This window comes from Niastella sp., from assembly GCF_045805085.1.
Lineage (GTDB): Bacteria > Bacteroidota > Bacteroidia > Chitinophagales > Chitinophagaceae > Niastella.
The window spans coordinates 1-18021 of record NZ_JBJMLX010000363.1; the positions used below are offsets into that span (position 1 = coordinate 1).

General features: G+C 44.8%; 16 protein-coding genes. 9 read left to right on the forward strand and 7 right to left on the reverse strand.

Going from position 1 to position 18021, the window contains the following annotated elements; all coding sequences use genetic code 11:
* Positions 1-1526 (reverse strand): TonB-dependent receptor plug domain-containing protein (locus ACJ751_RS18765; protein ID WP_407747052.1); only part of this gene is annotated, 1526 nt, incomplete at its 3' end.
* Positions 1527-1708: 182 nt separating this feature from the next.
* Positions 1709-2962 (reverse strand): FecR family protein, encoded by a 1254-nt coding sequence (locus ACJ751_RS18770; protein ID WP_407747053.1) that lies wholly within the window; start codon positions 2960-2962, stop codon positions 1709-1711.
* A gap of 580 nt (positions 2963-3542) precedes the next feature.
* Here ACJ751_RS18770 and ACJ751_RS18775 point away from each other — a divergent pair.
* The gene (locus ACJ751_RS18775; protein WP_407747054.1) at positions 3543-4796 is read left to right on the forward strand and encodes a DUF2130 domain-containing protein; all 1254 of its coding nucleotides are present in this window, start codon (positions 3543-3545) and stop codon (positions 4794-4796) included.
* A gap of 6 nt (positions 4797-4802) precedes the next feature.
* Here the strand turns inward: ACJ751_RS18775 and ACJ751_RS18780 are convergent, their stop codons facing one another.
* Positions 4803-5447, reverse strand: coding sequence for a 4'-phosphopantetheinyl transferase family protein (locus ACJ751_RS18780; RefSeq protein ID WP_407747055.1), 645 nt, complete (start codon positions 5445-5447; stop codon positions 4803-4805).
* A gap of 89 nt (positions 5448-5536) precedes the next feature.
* On the opposite strand from ACJ751_RS18780, the gene dcd reads away from it, so the two are divergent.
* Positions 5537-6073: a dCTP deaminase gene (gene dcd, locus ACJ751_RS18785; protein WP_407747056.1), complete on the forward strand. Its 537-nt coding sequence runs from the start codon at positions 5537-5539 to the stop codon at positions 6071-6073.
* On the opposite strand, the gene ACJ751_RS18790 is transcribed toward dcd, so the two are convergent.
* Positions 6070-7149 (reverse strand): DUF3810 domain-containing protein, encoded by a 1080-nt coding sequence (locus tag ACJ751_RS18790; RefSeq protein WP_407747057.1) that lies wholly within the window; start codon positions 7147-7149, stop codon positions 6070-6072. The genes dcd and ACJ751_RS18790 overlap by 4 nt on opposite strands.
* A gap of 126 nt (positions 7150-7275) precedes the next feature.
* Between ACJ751_RS18790 and ACJ751_RS18795 the strand changes: the two genes are divergently transcribed.
* From ACJ751_RS18795 to ACJ751_RS18815, 5 genes are all read left to right on the forward strand, one after another.
* Positions 7276-7914 (forward strand): hypothetical protein, encoded by a 639-nt coding sequence (locus tag ACJ751_RS18795; RefSeq protein ID WP_407747058.1) that lies wholly within the window; start codon positions 7276-7278, stop codon positions 7912-7914.
* Complete coding sequence (locus ACJ751_RS18800; RefSeq protein ID WP_407747059.1) at positions 7907-8572, forward strand: O-methyltransferase; 666 nt, start codon at positions 7907-7909, stop codon at positions 8570-8572. Before ACJ751_RS18795 ends, ACJ751_RS18800 begins: the two co-directional genes overlap by 8 nt.
* Positions 8573-8598: 26 nt before the next feature.
* Complete coding sequence (locus ACJ751_RS18805; RefSeq protein WP_407747060.1) at positions 8599-10227, forward strand: acyl-CoA carboxylase subunit beta; 1629 nt, start codon at positions 8599-8601, stop codon at positions 10225-10227.
* Positions 10228-10262: 35 nt separating this feature from the next.
* The gene (gene rnhA, locus ACJ751_RS18810; RefSeq protein WP_407747061.1) at positions 10263-10730 is read left to right on the forward strand and encodes a ribonuclease HI; all 468 of its coding nucleotides are present in this window, start codon (positions 10263-10265) and stop codon (positions 10728-10730) included.
* 249 nt (positions 10731-10979) lie between these two features.
* Entirely contained in the window at positions 10980-13826 is a 2847-nt protein-coding gene (locus ACJ751_RS18815; RefSeq protein WP_407747062.1) for an SNF2-related protein, read from the forward strand.
* A gap of 226 nt (positions 13827-14052) precedes the next feature.
* Here ACJ751_RS18815 and ACJ751_RS18820 read toward each other — a convergent pair whose 3' ends face one another.
* Positions 14053-14622, reverse strand: coding sequence for a DUF6580 family putative transport protein (locus tag ACJ751_RS18820; protein WP_407747063.1), 570 nt, complete (start codon positions 14620-14622; stop codon positions 14053-14055).
* Between the two features lie 75 nt (positions 14623-14697).
* Complete coding sequence (gene manA, locus ACJ751_RS18825) at positions 14698-15918, reverse strand: mannose-6-phosphate isomerase, class I (RefSeq protein ID WP_407747064.1); 1221 nt, start codon at positions 15916-15918, stop codon at positions 14698-14700.
* 35 nt (positions 15919-15953) lie between these two features.
* Here manA and ACJ751_RS18830 point away from each other — a divergent pair, with 35 nt between their 5' ends.
* Entirely contained in the window at positions 15954-16313 is a 360-nt protein-coding gene (locus ACJ751_RS18830) for a YraN family protein (protein WP_407747065.1), read from the forward strand.
* On the opposite strand, the gene ACJ751_RS18835 is transcribed toward ACJ751_RS18830, so the two are convergent.
* Complete coding sequence (locus tag ACJ751_RS18835) at positions 16304-16855, reverse strand: YkgJ family cysteine cluster protein (RefSeq protein WP_407747066.1); 552 nt, start codon at positions 16853-16855, stop codon at positions 16304-16306. The genes ACJ751_RS18830 and ACJ751_RS18835 overlap by 10 nt on opposite strands.
* 148 nt (positions 16856-17003) lie before the next feature.
* Between ACJ751_RS18835 and xerD the strand changes: the two genes are divergently transcribed.
* Complete coding sequence (gene xerD / locus ACJ751_RS18840; RefSeq protein ID WP_407747067.1) at positions 17004-17906, forward strand: site-specific tyrosine recombinase XerD; 903 nt, start codon at positions 17004-17006, stop codon at positions 17904-17906.
* Positions 17907-18021: the final 115 nt, after the last annotated feature.

Consider the following 18021-nt stretch of genomic DNA (forward strand, 5'->3'; position numbering starts at 1 on the left):
AGCACATTATTCGTCTCTGTTTCATAGGTCTTAAGCAGGCTCGACAATGGGTTTACAAATGCCAGGTCACCCTGTATCCAGTTCAATTTACCTAGCGAATCATACAAAACGGGTGTATTAGGCGCCTGATTTACATAATAGGTCAGATCACTTGTAATTGATCTGTTTTTATCATTCATTGCTATAACAGACAATGTCACATTTAAATTCGAATCCCGGTTCTGATAATGAAGATTAATATGCCCTGAGAGCCTTTTATTATTAAGATTACCGGGGAATACAGTCGTTTCATGGTGATAAGCAGTTCCAAAAAAATATTGTAACCGCTTTGAACCGCCTGATAAAGAAAGCTGCACATTGCTGGTAACCGCCTGGCCGCCAATAAGCATTTTTTTAAAGTCGGTGTTGCGCGTAGTATCCCAGGTAAGCAGATCGGGCGCATTGATCTTATCTACCTGCAACCCATCGTTTTCCAATGCTTCCTTTCGCATTTGCACATATTGGGTCGTGTTCAACATATCAGGATAACGGGTAACTCTGCTAAAGCCATTATTGATATTACAGGTAAATAGAGGTTTGCCAACAGTTCCCTTTTTTGTAGTGATCAATATGACCCCATTGGAACCACGGCTTCCATAAATTGCCGTTGCATCGGCATCTTTCAACACCTCAATATGATCAATATCACCAATATTAATAAATGAAAGCGGACTTCTTCCTGCATCGCCCAGTGCTGTACCGGAACGAACAGATTGTGGCAGACTATTATTAGGTGCGTAAGGAACCCCATCTATAATAAATAAGGGGTCATTGGGTGGCAAGTTGCCCGGGTCGATACCAATGGAGCTTTGTCCGCGTAATTGAACTTTGTAGGAAGAGCCAGGTAGCCCATTGTTTTGGGTAATGAGCAACCCGGGTACGCGGCCCTCCATGGCTGCCATCGGATCAGATACCGGCTGGCGGGCAATATCAACAGCGTTTACTTTATAAATGGAACCGGTATTGTATCGTTTTGAGGTTTTACCATACCCTGTAATAACAGTTTCATCCAGGTCTTTTACCTGGGGCTTTAACCGGATGGTAACAAAGGAAGGGTCTTTTATTGGTTTTTGAACCGACTCATACCCCACACTACTAAAAGTTAAAAGGGCATTAGGCTTCAGGGTTATATTAAATTGTCCATCATTATTTGAAGTAGTACCTGTTTGGGTGCCGCTTTCCTGTACCGTCACCTTTGCCAGCGGTTCACCGGCTTCGTTGATCACCATACCTTCTATTGTCCATAGTTTAGGCTTTTGAAACCGCGCAGCAGAAGAATCAATCCCTACCGTGATTATTTTGCCAACGATCATGTAACGTAATCCTGATCCCTGCAGCGCCTGTTCAAGCACCTCTTCAACGGTACCATCCTGTACGTGCACCGAAACGCGCCTGGTATCCTGGAGAAGATCAGTCCTATAAGCAAAAAAGTACTTCCCGCCCCGTTCAACCTGCTGTATTACTTTCTTAAGTGGAACATTATCCACTGATATAGTAAACTGCGATTGCGCATTCCGAGGTAGACACGCCACTAAACAAAGCATTAACAAAATTCTTGTCATGTCTTTAAACTTGTGATTAGCTGTCCGCTAACATTACACTGTTATAATTTATATCAGAACCGGCCCCTACCGGTCCATATACATTTAACCGAAAGAATCTTCTTATGCTATTGAGAAACAACAATTGTACGTCCCTCAATTTTAAAATGCACCCCCCCTGCAAACTCAAGCGCCTCCAATATCTGGTTAATTGGCATTTGTCTCATAACGGATAAAGTATAATGACCGGAAACAGGTTCTTTAAATGCTATTTCATAATCATACTGCCTTGCAAGCTGACGCATAAGTAGTTTTATATCAAGATCATTAAATATGAAAAGGTCTTTACGCCAGGCCATTACGTCCTGAATATCTGCATACTTTTCAACTTCAAGTTGTCCATCGCCGTTAATCTGCGCCTGCTGTCCGGGTGTTAATATAGCCGACTGCATAGCTACGCGGGATGGCTGAAACTGGTTGCTCACTTTTACACTTCCTTCCAATAAAGTAGTTTTTATAATCGGTTCATCACCATACGCGTTCACATTAAAATAGGTTCCCATCACTTCAATGGCAGCGCCTGCTCCTTTAGTTCCGGGAAGGGGATTAACCTGTACAACAAACGGCTTCTTTTCTATCCCTGCCCCCAACACCATTGCATGGCGGCTCACTTCAAAATATACCTCCCCTGTTATTTGCACCACGCGTTTTTTGCCAATAAACGCTGTGGGAAAGGTGATGCTTGATGAAGCATTTAACCAGGCCTTGCTACCATCGGGCAATTCTATCTCAAATTTTCTTGCTCGTGGTGTTGTGACCGTGTTATACTCCAATTCAGGTTGTGCATCCCCGGTTGACCACTCATACCGCACCACATCTCCTCGCTTATATATAACTGATCTGTATTGCAACGCAATATGACCATTTATGCTGCTATCAAGGTATATGATGCGACCATTCGCCAATCTTAATGCAACCCGGTGTACATCGGGCGACAGACTGTCGCTCAATCCATCTTTTGGATGGGCGTCAACAAACATGAGATTTTTACCCCGGTTTAGCTGCAGGAGTGAATATATGGCTATGCCCGTAAGCAACAGGCCCATGATAATGGCCACAATTTGAAGGGCCCTTAAAAAAGGTTGCTGCCTTTGATGCGGGAACATCAACCTGATCTTTGCTCCTTCTTCGTTTATACCTGTGCTATATAATTCAAGCAGGATATCGGAAACAAAGCCCTGGCTTTTTAAACGTTCAAATAACATCCGGTTATCTTCACACAGATCGATCCACGCTTGCAACGCTTGCCTTTCGCGCTCGCTCAAACTATTACTACGGTGTCTGTCAATGAGTTCAGCAATATGTTTATGGGTAGTAGCCAACTGAGAAGGGTTTAATTCACAAATATGATTAACCGTTAGATATAACCCTTTGCCACACCGTTCAATTACATATTCATTACCGGGATACATCCATTGGTAAAATCGGGAAACTAACCTTCATGTTTGAGCTGCCTGATCAATAAACAGAGCCACCTTTTAGAAATATTATCTGAAGTTTATACCAGTGGTATTATAAGCCAGCACATTCAGTAAACATATGTACGGTATTGTAATGACTTAAAATACATATTTCAGGACAAGGTTGATTGCATCGAACTTGATGGGACATAATAACAATTGGCAATCTCTGAATTCGCTTGGTTGGGTCTCTGCACGAGGATCAAGTGTGCAGGTATACGAAAGTAATAAAATTATGGCTTGGCAAAAAAAAATATGAAGGATGGGTAAAGGTAAACATTTACCAGTTTACGAATTGTTGTTAGAGTGATCGCAATCACTACTCAACATTTATGATTGTGTGCTACTTACAATTTGAATCTTGCCGCTATATTTTACTAACACCTACCCGCCATTCCCCGCGTACAACTAACCTTTTCCTTAAATTGCGCAAAATTCGTACATGGCTACAGATATAAAATGCCCGGGTTGTGGACACAAGTTTGCCATTGAAGATGCTGTTTCTGAAGATATTAAAAAGGAACTGAGGGAAAAGATGCAGGTTTTTCTGAAACAGAAAGAAGAAGATTTTGCCAAAAGAGAGAAAGAACTGATACAGCAGGTTCAACATAAAGATGCAGAGTATGCAAAAAAATTGCAGGAAGAAACAGTGCGGCTTCAACAGTCGCTCGAAGTAAACCTGCGCAAAACCATTGCATCTGACTTCGAAACCAAATTGCAACTCCTGCAGCAAGCTAATAAAGACCAGGAAAATAAACTAATAGAGGCCCGGCAAAAAGAGATCGGGTTCCTTCAAAAAGAGCAGGCCCTCAAAAATAAAGAAGCCGAACTGGAACTTTCTGTACAACGAAAGTTGCAGGAAGAACGGGCGAAATTGTCAGAAGAATTGCGCAAACTGGAAGAGCAAAAAACAGCCACCCGCGAAAACGAATACCAGTTACGGTTGCGTGAACTGGAAAAACAACTGGACGACCAGAAAAAACTGGCCGAGGAAATGCGGCGCAAGGCCGAACAAGGCTCCATGCAATTACAGGGTGAGGTGCAGGAACTGATCCTGGAAGAAATGCTGAAATCCGCCTTTCCCTTCGACCTGGTAAGCGAGGTAGGAAAAGGTATTCGTGGCGCCGACTGTACCCTGACCATTCGCAACAACCTGGGACAGGAATGCGGCAAGATCATCTTTGAAAGCAAACGCACCAAGCATTTTGATAAAAACTGGATCGAAAAGCTGAAGGCCGATATGCGCAGTACCTCTGCCGACATGGGCGTTATTGTTACCCAGGCCATGCCCGAACAGATCTCTACCTTCGCTCAGCTCGATGGTATCTGGATCTGTTCTTTTAGTGACGTACTGGCGCTGGTACATGTACTGCGGGATGGTATTCTGAAAATTTTCATGGCGGCCAAAACGCATGAAAACAAGGGCGACAAAATGCATATGTTGTATGCGTATTTAACCAGCAACGAATTCAGCGAACAGTGGAAGGCCATCCGGGAAGGGTTCCAGGCCATGAACCTGTCGATCCAGAAAGAACGGGAGGCCATGGAAAAATTGTGGAAGATGCGTCAAAAACAGCTTGAGAAGGTATTATTGAATGCCGCCCATATCAAAGGTTCCATAGAAGGTATCGCCGGTAACGATAACATTCAATTAGACCTTATCGATGATACTGATACACTCCTTGTTGATGAGTGATCTGCTCTACCCCTCGGTCATAACCCAGGCCAGGGCCAGCTGGTCAAATATTCTTGCTTCTACTGTCAGGGGAACGGACTCATGTTTTTGAAATACAAAGGGCAATACAATGGTTTCATCTGCCTTGAAGGTGATGGGACCATTTAACTGCATATGTTGCCTGAAATCCAGTTCCCCATGCCCATACCATTTGTAAATGGCTTCCTTGGCGCTCCATAAAACGGTGGTCAGCTCCAGGTGAATTTTGGGCAGGTGCGTCCAGGCATTCAGGAAGACTTTTTCGTTATAGTGCAGGAATTTATGGGAAATGGCCACTATGCGGGAAGAAACCAGCTCAATATCAACCCCCACCCGGCTATGACTGCTCACAATGGCTGCGGCAAAGTTGCCCCCATGCGAAATCGAAAAGTGGTATTGCTCACTCTCCAAAAAGGGTTTTCGGGTGTCGGCTACTAATATTTCTTCCAGCGGAAAATCGGCATATAAAGTGGGCAGCAGGAACCGTCCGGCCAGGTGCTGAAGCCGTTTATACGGGTGAGATACCCCCTTCTTCAACGGTACTTTTTCCAGGTAAAACGCCTCCGGCTCTTCTATACGCCAGATGCCCAATTTTGTATTTTCGTTAATATTATGTTGATAAAACAGTGCCACAGTAGCGTTTTAGATTTTACATTGCACCAATTTTCAAGCGCAGCATACAGTCGGTTAAACAACTATCAAATATAAACTAATCACATCACATGATCTTGTCGGATAAACGCATACTGGAAGAAATTGAGAAAGGCAGCATCCGCATTGAACCCTATAATCGAGAATGCCTGGGTAGTAATAGCTACGATGTACACCTGGGTAAATACCTGGCTACCTATCGGGAGCATATCCTGGATGCAAAAAAACACAACGAAATTGAGTATTTCGAAATACCCGAAGACGGTTTTGTGCTTTATCCGCATGTATTTTACCTGGGGGTAACACAAGAATATACCGAAACCCACGCCCATGTGCCGTTCCTGGAAGGAAAATCCTCTACCGGCCGCCTGGGGATCGATATTCATGCCACTGCCGGCAAGGGTGATGTGGGTTTCTGCGGCAACTGGACACTGGAAATTTCGGTAAAACAACCTGTAAAGATCTACAAAGGCATGCCCATTGGTCAACTGATCTATTTCCCGGTTGAAGGGGAAATTGCCATCAAATACAACCAAAAGAAAGACGCCAAATACAGCGGTCAACCCGACAAACCGGTTGAAAGTATGATGTGGAAGAACAAGTTCTAAATAGCATCTTTCCCAAACTTCTTATAATACGCCACCAGCCAGGCCACTACTTCATTGTAGGTTAATTTTCCGCCTGGCTGATTATTGGCCTTTAGGTATTGGCCATACAGGTGGTCGATGATCTCCTCCATGGGGTTCCGGTACTTTTTTACAAACTCTCTCAATTCGTGGTAATCGGTTTTAATGCCTGGTGACAGTTGCGCATCGAGCTGTTTGGCTGTTACCGAATCCTGGGCATACAAATAATACCTCGAATAGCTGTACAGGTCAAAATAAACCGAGTACCTGAAAAGCGGATCTTGTGATGAGCGGGCAGACAAATAACCCGCAAAATTGGCCTCATTCTCCCTGGCATATCCCAACTGGTGGCCAATTTCATGACAGGTCGTAAAAGGCTGCACAAATAAGGGCACCGTAGTATTTACCTGCGCCTCTCCACTGAATGGATTATAATATCCGGTATACCCAAGATAATTTCCGAGGTAACTGTATAAAGAAGGTTTTACTGAGCTGAAAGAATAGGTAAAATGCGTCTCATTACGCGCCAGCCGATCGTAAGCTGCCGTAGCACCGTTAAACAGATTCCTTTTCCGCAGCAGGGCTTCGCGGTTCACCCGGGATGGCGAATCGAGTGCGTTCAACCGGAAAACCACCTCCTGCATCACGTGCACCAGATCGTCTTTCGAATAACGTTCTACCTTCAACCCTAACTGGTAAGCCACCCCGCGCCGGTTGTAATTCAACCCCCATAACAAATTAAAAGATACATACACCACCAACACGATAATCCCCAGCTGTGACATGGCCTGTAACCAGTACTTTTTATTTGTTTGCTTTTTTATAATGCGCCTGATGGTTTTATATAATCTGTTTATCAACCACACAATAATCAGCGCGTAAAAGATGTCACCCACACTAAAAGGCAGCCAGCCCAATAATATGCGTTGGAGTTTTGAAATAAAAGGATAGAGTCCCGATGCATAATATTTCTCCACTGCATCGGGGAATAAAGAAAAGATTTTAATGAAAATGGCCAGGCCTAACAATACTAACCAGGCAGTTTTTTTCCTCCACATAGAATATTATTTTGCTAACAATAGCCCTCCAAACCGTCCATTCCTCCCCTTAAGTTATAAATATTAACAACGCTACGAACCGGCTATTTACCACATTTTCTTTAAATTCACCACAACAATAGTACTATGAAAAGTTTAATTATTATTGTTTGCCTGTTCATAACCTGCTCAGTAAGCGCTCAGGATTACCCATTTATCAAAAATTTTGTTTCTGGCACCATTATTCTGAAAGACGGGACCCAGAAAACAGGATTGATAAAATGGTTCCCTGACCCGTCAGAAAAACTCAGGTTTAAATTGAACAACAATGCCGTCGAGGAAAAATATCAAATTCCCGATCTGCAAGGGTTTATCACAGACACGCTGCATTTTAAAATGTTATCGAACCTGGAGATCTATGGCGAGAATTACCCCTTGTTAAACAAGATGTCGAAACTGAAATACACCTTTGCCCAGATCATTTATACCGGCAAGATCAATGTTTATTATGTGCTGTACAATGGGTACGATGCCCTGCAGGGCGGTTTTTCCGCTTATCCCAATCTTATTTTCGAAAAAACAAAGGACGATAAACCGGAGTATGCCGCCTTTCCGGTGTATATAAGAATGCGGGAAAAGCGATATGACCAGGCAAAAGAAAGGCTGTTGCCCTTTTTCTCGGAATATCCTGCCATTCAGGAAAAACTAAAGACATTCAACCGGGCAACCAATATGCTAAGCTTTGTAGATTTTATAAAACAAATACCGGAAGTGAAAAATGAATAATCAAATTTTTGAATCCGTTGACCATTATATCAGCGATTTACTGGGACACGAAGACGATGCATTGATTGCCGCCACCAATTCTTTAGAAGAAGCAGGCATGCCTGCCATCAGCGTATCGCCCAACCAGGGCAAGTTCCTTCAATTGCTGGCCCAATTGTGTAATGCAAAAAACATCCTGGAGCTGGGCACACTGGCGGGGTACAGCACCATTTGGATGGCCCGGGCTTTACCGAAGGATGGCAAACTCATCACTCTTGAATATGACCCCAAACATGCGGCCGTAGCGCAAAAAAATATTGACCGGGCCGGACTGACCTCCCAGGTACAGATCAGAACAGGCAAAGCGATTGACGTATTACCGCAATTAGTAGAAGAAAGCGCGGGACCTTTTGATATGATCTTTATCGATGCCGACAAACCACCTTACACAGAATATTTTCAATGGGCGCTTCGGTTATCACGTCCCGGTACGCTTATCGTAGCCGACAATGTAATTCGTGATGGCAAAGTACTGGATGAAAAAAATCCAGAGCCCGCTGTACAGGGCGCCAGACGTTTCAATGCCATGCTGGGCGCCAATTCCGCCGTTTCCGCCACCATTCTTCAAATGGTAGGGATAAAAGAATACGATGGGATGGCCCTTGCGATAGTAAAATAATAGCACATTAACTACACAACTACTACATGAATCTTGAGTTTAACCGCAACGAGGACGTTATAAAACGGGCCATCAGCGAAATGAAACAACGTTTTGCACAGGTGGCCCTGGGTGGTGGTAAAAAAGCGATTGCCAAACAGAAAGAAAAAAACAAATTAACGGCCCGCGAACGCATCGATTACCTGCTCGACCCCAATACGCCATTTATAGAGATCGGGGCCTTTGCCGGCTGGGAGATGTATGAAGAACAAGGCGGCTGCCCTTCCGCCGGCACCGTTGCCGGTGTTGGCTATGTAAGCGGAAGGCAATGCGTTATTCTGGCCAATGACCAAACAGTAAAGGCCGGCGCCTGGTTTCCCATTACCGGCAAAAAGAACCTGCGCCTGCAGGAGATCGCTATGGAGAATCACCTGCCGGTTATATATCTTGTTGACAGCGCCGGCGTGTTCTTACCCATGCAGGATGAAATATTTCCCGACAAAGAACATTTTGGTAGAATATTCAGGAACAACGCCCGCATGAGCGCGATGGGCATTACGCAAATTGCGGCTGTTATGGGCGCCTGCGTTGCAGGCGGTGCCTACCTGCCCATCATGAGCGATGAAACCCTGATGGTGGAAGGCAACGGTTCTATTTTTCTGGCCGGTCCCTACCTGGTAAAAGCAGCCATTGGTGAAACCATCGATGCAGAAACCCTGGGCGGTGCAGAAACGCATAATGCCATCAGCGGTATTGCCGATTATAAATTCAAGACCGAAGAAGAATGTCTAGACCAGGTTAAAAGGATCATGTCGAAACTGGGGCAAACAGCCAAAGCCGGTTTTGACCGCAGTACGCCAAAAGCGCCAAAAAAGAAAGCAGAAGATCTCTATGGCATTATTCCAGCCGATCCTACCCGTCCCTACGATATGCTGCAGATCATTGAACAAATAACCGATGACTCGGTATTTGAACAGTTCAAACAGGATTATGGCAAAACCATTTTGTGCGGCTATGCCCGCATCGATGGCTGGGCCGTGGGTATTGTAGCCAACCAGCGCACCATTGTAAAAAGTGCTAAAGGCGAAATGCAGATGGGCGGCGTGATTTATAACGACAGTGCCGATAAAGCAGCCCGCTTTATTATGAATTGTAATCAGAAAAAGATCCCTCTCGTGTTCCTGCAGGATGTAACCGGTTTTATGGTGGGTTCGCGCAGTGAACATTCCGGCATTATAAAAGACGGCGCTAAAATGGTGAATGCGGTAGCCAACTCCGTGGTGCCCAAGATCACTGTTATTGTAGGGAATTCGTATGGCGCTGGTAATTATGCCATGTGCGGCAAGGCTTATGACCCGCGTTTTATTTATGCCTGGCCCAATGCAAAGATTGCGGTAATGGGTGGTGAACAGGCTGCCAAAACCCTGTTACAGATACAGGTAAGCGCCATGAAAGCAAAGGGCAGCGAAGTATCGCCAGAGGAAGAACAAAAGTTATTGAACGATATAAAAGGCAGGTACGAGAAACAAACCACGCCCTATTATGCAGCTGCCCGCCTGTGGGTTGATGCTATTATAGATCCGGCGCAAACCCGGCAAATTATTTCAGAAAGCCTGGCTGCTGCCAATCACAATCCCGAGATACTACCTTTTAATACGGGTGTCATTCAGGTATAGTATCTTGCCGGCTTAAATTATAATCTGTATTCATTTTGGCTACTACTAATAAAGAATTGGTTATTTATACTGATGGCGCCTCCCGTGGTAACCCGGGTCCGGGTGGCTATGGGGCCATATTGCAATGGGGAAGCAGTCGCAAGGAATTGTCTGGCGGTTACCGCCGCACCACCAATAACCGCATGGAGTTAATGGCCGTGATTGCCGCCCTGGAAGCATTGACCAAAGAAGGGTTGCACATCACTATTTACTCCGACAGCCAGTATGTTGTAAAAGCAGTGATGGAAGGCTGGTTGAAGAACTGGATCGCTACTGATTTCAAAGGCGGCAAAAAGAACAGGGACTTATGGACCCGTTTTTATAAACTGATGCAAAAGCATCAACTCAGGTTTGTATGGGTAAAAGGACATGCCGATAACCCATTTAACAATCGCTGCGATCAATTAGCCACTGCTGCTGCAGATGGAGGCAACCTGTTAGATGATGTAGGGTTTGAGGGGTAGTTGACCAGTTAATAAGTTGACGAGTTGATGAGTTAACAAGTTGACAGGTTAACAGGGTTGATAGCGTTGACAGAGTTGATAAAGTTGACAAATTGAAACATTAACAAGTTAATAGGTGCCCCATTGGGGGAGGCCAGAAAAGTTAACAAGTTGAATATTATCGCGAGGTTGTATTTCTCCCCCTCCACCGGAGGGGGCCGGGGGGAGGCCCCAGAATTTATGAGCGACTTTCAGCAACTATTGCCGAAGATGGAGCCATCAATACCGGTAAGCATTACTGATTCGGGCAATAAGAAACTGTTTATTGTTCTAAAGCAATATAAGTTTCATAAGCAATTATGCATTGAATTATACCAGGCGGAAACTTCACAGGCCGGTAAAATAAAAAACCCGTTAACACCAGTCAATCCGCTTGATCTGGCATTGACAACAACTGATGTTACCGATGCCAGGTTCTTTTCCGCTGTTGCCCGATTTCAAAATAATCCAACAGCAGCCAGAACGGCCAGCGATCTCGACGCATTAAAAACCATCATCCGAAATCCGTTACAGCTGGATTTCTATTATCACAATCCCGAATTTTCAGAGAAGATCGTTGCTGGTTCTATTCAAGCGGTTAACATAGGCCCGCTGGTGCATGACCTTTCATTATGGGTACAATGGGCCGAACCTTTTTATGAATTAACCCTGCAGGCAACCATCGAGGGAAAAGAATACAACTGGAACGACCTGCGCATCAAATACGATTATTTCTTTCACCTGGGCGATACGTTGTATGCCATTGGCAATTTTCATTTGATTAATGTGATCCGGTTCTTTATGCGTACCAATGGCATTATTCGCATTCATGAATCGAAGTTCAAATCATTCCAGGAAACCATCTTAACGCCGTTGGCCGACTACCTGTCTATCCTGTATCCAGATAACCTCTCCCCTGTTCCGGAGCAGGTAATACAAGCAGGTATTGGTGAAGGGTTGGAAAAAATTATTTACTTAAGCGAACTGGGCAACTATGTAATAATAGACCCGGTAATGAAATATGGCAATGTAGAAATTCCCGTTCGTACCAAACGGCAGCTGTATATAACCGATGATGAAGGAAAAATACAAACCATGTATCGGAATGAACCGGCCGAAACCGGTTTCATCGCCCTGTTAATAAAGCAACATCCCGATTTCCTGGAACAGCTCGATAACGACCTGCGTCATTTCTACCTGCATAAAAACCGATTTTTAGAAGAAGAATGGTTCTTTAATGCGTTTGAGGTCTGGGAAAAGGGAGGCATTATTATTTATGGTTTTAACCAAATTAAAGGGAACAAACTAAACCGCCATCGGGCGAAAGTGAACATAAAAGTAACCAGCGGATTGAACTGGTTCTCTACAGATATTAAAGTAGGTTTTGGTAACCAAACAGCTTCCCTTACCCGGTTACAACATGCGGTTCGCAATAAAAATAAATATGTACAATTAGGTGATGGCACGTTAGGCATTCTGCCAGAACAATGGATAGAAAAACTGGCTGCCTATTTTACTTCGGGCGAAATTATCGACAACAGCCTCATCACGCCCAAGATCAATTTTTCCGAAGTAAAAAAACTGTACGAAGAACAAATGCTCGATTCGCCGGTGAAGGAAGAACTGGCGATGTATACCGACAAAATAGCTACCAGCTCATCCATAAAGGAAGTAGCCGTTCCAGCGGAGTTTCACGGTTCATTGCGCAATTACCAGCACCATGGTCTGGACTGGTTAAATTTTATTGATGATTACAATTTTGGCGGTATACTGGCCGATGATATGGGCCTGGGTAAATCCATTCAGATCATCGCTTTTATTTTATTACAAAGAAATAAAGTAAAACAAAATACCAACTTGCTGGTAGTGCCCACTTCTCTTCTGTTCAACTGGCAGGAAGAAGTGCAGAAGTTTGCACCATCTATAAAGATCCTAACCTTATACAATGCGGACCGGCAGAAGAATACCAACTCGTTCAACGAGTATGAGATCATTCTAACGTCGTACGGTACATTGATCTCGGATATCACCTTTTTGCAGCATTATACATTCAATTACGTTTTCCTTGACGAATCGCAAAATATCAAAAACATTGAATCACAACGGTACCAGGCAGCCCGCTTGCTGAAATCAAGAAATAAGATTGCCATTACCGGTACCCCTATCGAGAACAATACATTCGATCTGTACGCCCAGTTGTCATTTGCCTGCCCTGGTTTACTGGGTAGCAAGCAACATTTTAAACATATTTACTCAACCCCCATCGATACGTTTAAAGTAAAACGCCGGTCAATAGAGTTACAAAAGAAAGTGGCTCCTTTTATCTTGAGAAGAACCAAGGCAGAAGTGGCCACCGAACTGCCCGACAAAACCGAGATGATCTGTTACTGCCCCATGGGTGAAGAACAGCGCAATGTGTATGATACCTGTGAAAAAGAGTTGCGTGATTTTCTTACAGACATCACCAATGAGGAAATCTCGAAAAACAGCATGCATGTGCTAAGAGGGCTGACCCGGTTACGACAGATCTGTAACTCGCCACAATTGTTGAAAGATGAAAAATTGCAGGGTGATGGTTCTGCCAAAATTGAAATGTTACTGGACCAGATCGAAAGCAAATCGCCCCAGCATAAGATCCTTATTTTTTCGCAGTTTGTGGGTATGCTCAACCTCATAAAAAAAGAACTGGAAGCAAGGAACATTCCTTTTGAATTTCTGGCCGGCCACACCAGGAACAGGGAATCGGCAGTACATAACTTTCAGAACGAGACTGGCATCCGCGTATTTCTGATCAGTTTAAAGGCCGGTGGAACCGGGTTAAATTTAACCGCCGCCGATTATGTGTACATCGTTGACCCCTGGTGGAACCCGGCTGTAGAAAACCAGGCTATTGACCGCAGCTACCGCATAGGCCAAAAAAAGAATGTGGTGGCCGTTCGCCTGATTACCCCGGGCACCATCGAGGAAAAAATTGTAAAACTGCAAAATAACAAAAAAGAGCTGTCTGATAAGCTTATTAAAACAGCTACCTCCTACCTGAACGGCATTTCAAAGGCCGAACTGCTCTCCCTGCTATAGGCACTCTGATGTAATGCATAAGGGCTATATAGTGCTCTGACCCTACCACCCGGGTTGCACTGACACCCTATATCCAGTGCAACTCCAGTGCAACCCCGGTGCAACCACCAAAGCATATGCCCACATATCCAAGGCATACCAGATAGCCCTTTTAGGCACTGGCGGGAATGAAAAAAGCCACCCGCAGCAGCAGATGGCTTAATCAATATTTTTTAATGCTTATTTTCTACGCAGCAATAACCGGTTTAACCGAACGGTGGTTGATGAAATACCAGCTGCCAAACAGCACCCCGCTAAAGAAAACAGTGCTTAACACACTATAGGGGTAGAAAGGTAATCCGGCAGTATAGGCAGCCATTAAACCACCAAAGGTTTTTGGATACATATCAAACCCGTTCAAACCAGTCCAGGTTAAGAAATTACTTAACAGGAAGAAGTATGTGGGCGCAGCCAGTGCGGTCAGCAACACATTCAACACATTGATCTTCTTCATAAAGAACCCAAATACCGTTACAGAAGCATAAGCGGCATAATCGATCCACATGCCGGGATAAAAACCCCAGATAGGTGAAAGCCCTGCACTATGAAGCCCCTGGTATAATAGATCGGAAATAAACATGCTCAAAAGCGGCAATACAAAAGCCAGTACTTTTCTATCCCTTAAGATAGCACCGCTGAAAAATGCCAACGCCAGTTGCGGGGCAAAACCAAACGGACGGCTGGGAATGGCCCGGTACAAAGCGGCCACTACAACCATTATTACCAGTACCCAGATATCTGATTTATTGATTTTCATATCTAAAAGAATGTATACAAAGTTAATTTAAAAGGTTCAATTATCATAATGAGCTTCATCAGCGGAATGAAACCCTTATTGAGGCACTGTTGCCCTGAAAACCACTGCATTCTGTGAGGGTTGAAGGGTAAACGAAGCGCCTGCTGTGGCGAGTAAAGTGTCGCCCTTACCCAGTGCAATCTCATTGGCCCCATCCGAAGCTTTAACCGCCCCTTCATACACAAAATAAATGTCGGCGGTAGCAGCAGTTAGCGATGCGGGTGTACCGGCTTTCAGTTCCAGCCTGCGCAGTTCAAAATCTGCTGCTGGAGTAGGAAATACTGTTTCGCCAGGTACAGTTCCGGCGGCGCCTTTTAAAATATCGGGAATTACCGGTTCAAACTTCGTGTGGTGCATGAGCTCCGGCACATCGATGTATTTATTGGTAAGGCCACCCCGCAATACGTTGTCGGAATTGGCCATGATCTCCATGTTCTGCCCTTCCAGGTAAGCGTGCGGAATGCCGGCATCCTGAAAAATGGCTTCACCCGGTTTCAGGTTCACCAGGTTAAACAGGTATATAGAAAAAATACCGCGGTCAATTTTGTTGGCGTCGCAAAATGTTTTGGCGGCCCGTGCAGCCCAGAAATCTTCCTGGCTCCTGTCTAAAAATCCTTTTTCATACAGGGGAACAATGCGATCGAGCAGGGGCTGCAAATGCTCTTCCACCTCGTGCTGGTCCATGGTCATTACCATTTCGTACAGGGCATGGTAATTCTTATTATCAAAAACCGGCACCAGGAACTGCAGCTCGGGGGTTTGCATCAGGATGGTCACCAGGGCCCTGGGCGATTTAAAACCATGCAGCAGCCAGAAATCACTCAGCGCCAGCATCAGTTCAGGCTTGTGGTTATCGTCTTTGTAATTCCGGTTCGATGCGTTCAATGGCGTGCCTTTCATGTTCTCGGCAGCAAAAGCCGATTCAGCCGCTTTTTTACCAGGATGCACCTGAATAGATAACATGTCTTTTACATCGAGTACTTTAAACAGGTAGGGCAAACGGCCGAAACGCTGGTTAACAGGCTGACCTAATAAAGTGGCCGCATCCTGTTTTAAAAAAGCATTGAGCGGTTGTTTGCTACCGTCAGGCAGCACTACTTCTGAAGGCACATTGTCATGAGCGCCCATCCAGTATTCGGCAAAAGGCTTTTTATCGGTATTGGTCAGGTGCAACAGGGCCGGGATAAAATCCATCCCTCCCCAGGTATAGTGTTGAACCTTACCCTCGAGTTTGTATATTTTAGTATTATTCGACATAGAACTTCAGTAATTTGCAATTATACAAAAATGCTATGAGCTATCAGCATCATGACACCGGCAAAAAAGGGGAAGACATGGCTGTTGATTACCTGCTGCAGCTGAACTTTACCATTTTAGACCGCAACTGGCGTTATGCCCGGTTTGAGGTTGACGTAATTGCATCCCGCGACCAGGTGCTGCATATTATTGAAGTAAAAACCAGGACCAACCTGCTCTTTGGCCATCCCGAAGAAAGCGTATCAAAGAAGAAGATAAACAATATGATCCGCAGCGCCGATGCCTATATGCGCAAGAACCCTCAATGGCGGCAGGTGCAATTCAATATCTTATCTATTACTTTGTTAAAAGACCAGCCGCCGGAATACTTTTTTATCGAGGATGTTTATTTGTGACGCTTTTTGCCTTCTTCTTTCAACTTACTCACGACAGCATCAGGTTTAGCAACAGTTGCTGCTTCCACCCCGTTCACCTTTTCAATCATCTTTTCTACCAACCGGAATGTGGCCGGGCAATATTCAATGTTTTGTTTGAACACGTGCATATAATCGACCATATGGCGGCGGGTATGGTGCGGAAAGCCGGAACAGTCCTTCGGCCGCACTTCATAAATAGAGCACTTATTATCTTTCAAATTCAGGAACTGACAGGGTTGCACAGTATTTATCCAGTCACCGGCGCGATCTTTCTTCAACCACTTCTTTTTAAAAGCATCTTCCGTCATTTCAAGATGGGCTGAGATGCGTTTAATATCAGTATTGGTGAAGGTGGGCGTCATGGTTTTGCAACAATTAGCACAGGCCAGGCAATCGGTTTCCGCCCATACCTCTTTATCAATTTCCACAGCCATCGCATCAAGCTTTTTCGGAGGGTTCTTTTCCAGTTTGGTCAGGAACCTTCTGAAAGCAGGGCGGTTAGCCTGCATTTTACGTTTCATCTTGAGAAGACTCATCAACATAGTGGCAAATTGATTTTAAAAGTGGCCAATGAACGGGATGCGTTATTTTTGAGCAACGAATATAGCAAATTTTGTTACGGGCCAACAGTGTTGTTGATGCGGCACAATTTTGTTTCAATCTGATACTATGTGGGACCCTTATAAAAAAGGATTCAAGGCATTCTTACAACTGGAGAGATCGCTATCCGATAACTCGGTAGAGGCCTACCTGCGCGACATTGACAAACTGACCCAGTTTTTGCAGGAGAAGAACAATGTGCTGAGTCCGGCCAATGTAACCCTGCCCGATCTGCAACAGTTCATCCGCTGGATAGGCGAGCTGGGGATGACGCCTACTTCACAGGCCCGGATCATTTCAGGCATCCGTTCGTTCTATAAATACTGCCTTATAGAAAACATTGTTTCCAAAGACCCCACTACCCTGCTGGAAACACCCAAATTAAAACGCGCCCTGCCCGATGTACTCACTTTTGAGGAAATTGAAGCCATCATTGCCGAAATAGACCTGAGCAAACCCGAAGGCGGCCGAAATAAGACCATTCTGGAAACCATGTATAGCTGCGGGTTGCGGGTAAGCGAGGTAGTGAACCTGAAAATATCGGCCTTATACCTTGATGTAGGATTTATCCGTGTAACTGGTAAGGGCGATAAGGAACGTCTTGTGCCTATTGGCGAATCGGCCATAAAATATATTACGATCTATAAAAGAGATATCCGGGTACATATGCCGGTAAAGAAAGGACATGAAGACATCCTGTTCCTGAACCGCCGTGGCGCAAAACTTACCCGCGTAATGATCTTTCTTATGTTGAAAGACCTGGTAAAGAAAGCCGGTATTACCAAGAACATTTCCCCACATACGTTCCGGCACTCTTTTGCTACCCACCTGGTAGAAGGTGGCGCCGACCTGCGTGCGGTACAGGAAATGCTGGGACATGAAAGCATCACTACCACTGAAATATATACGCATTTAGACCGTGAATTCCTGCGGGATACTTTACAACGGTTTCATCCTGCGTTTAAGGGGTGAAATCGAGTAGGTGGCGTAGGATTAGTTCCTACGCCGACCTCTCCCACCACCGTACGTACCGTTCGGTATACGGCGGTTCCCTAATTTAGTAAACGCGCATTCAGGTAACAGTCCG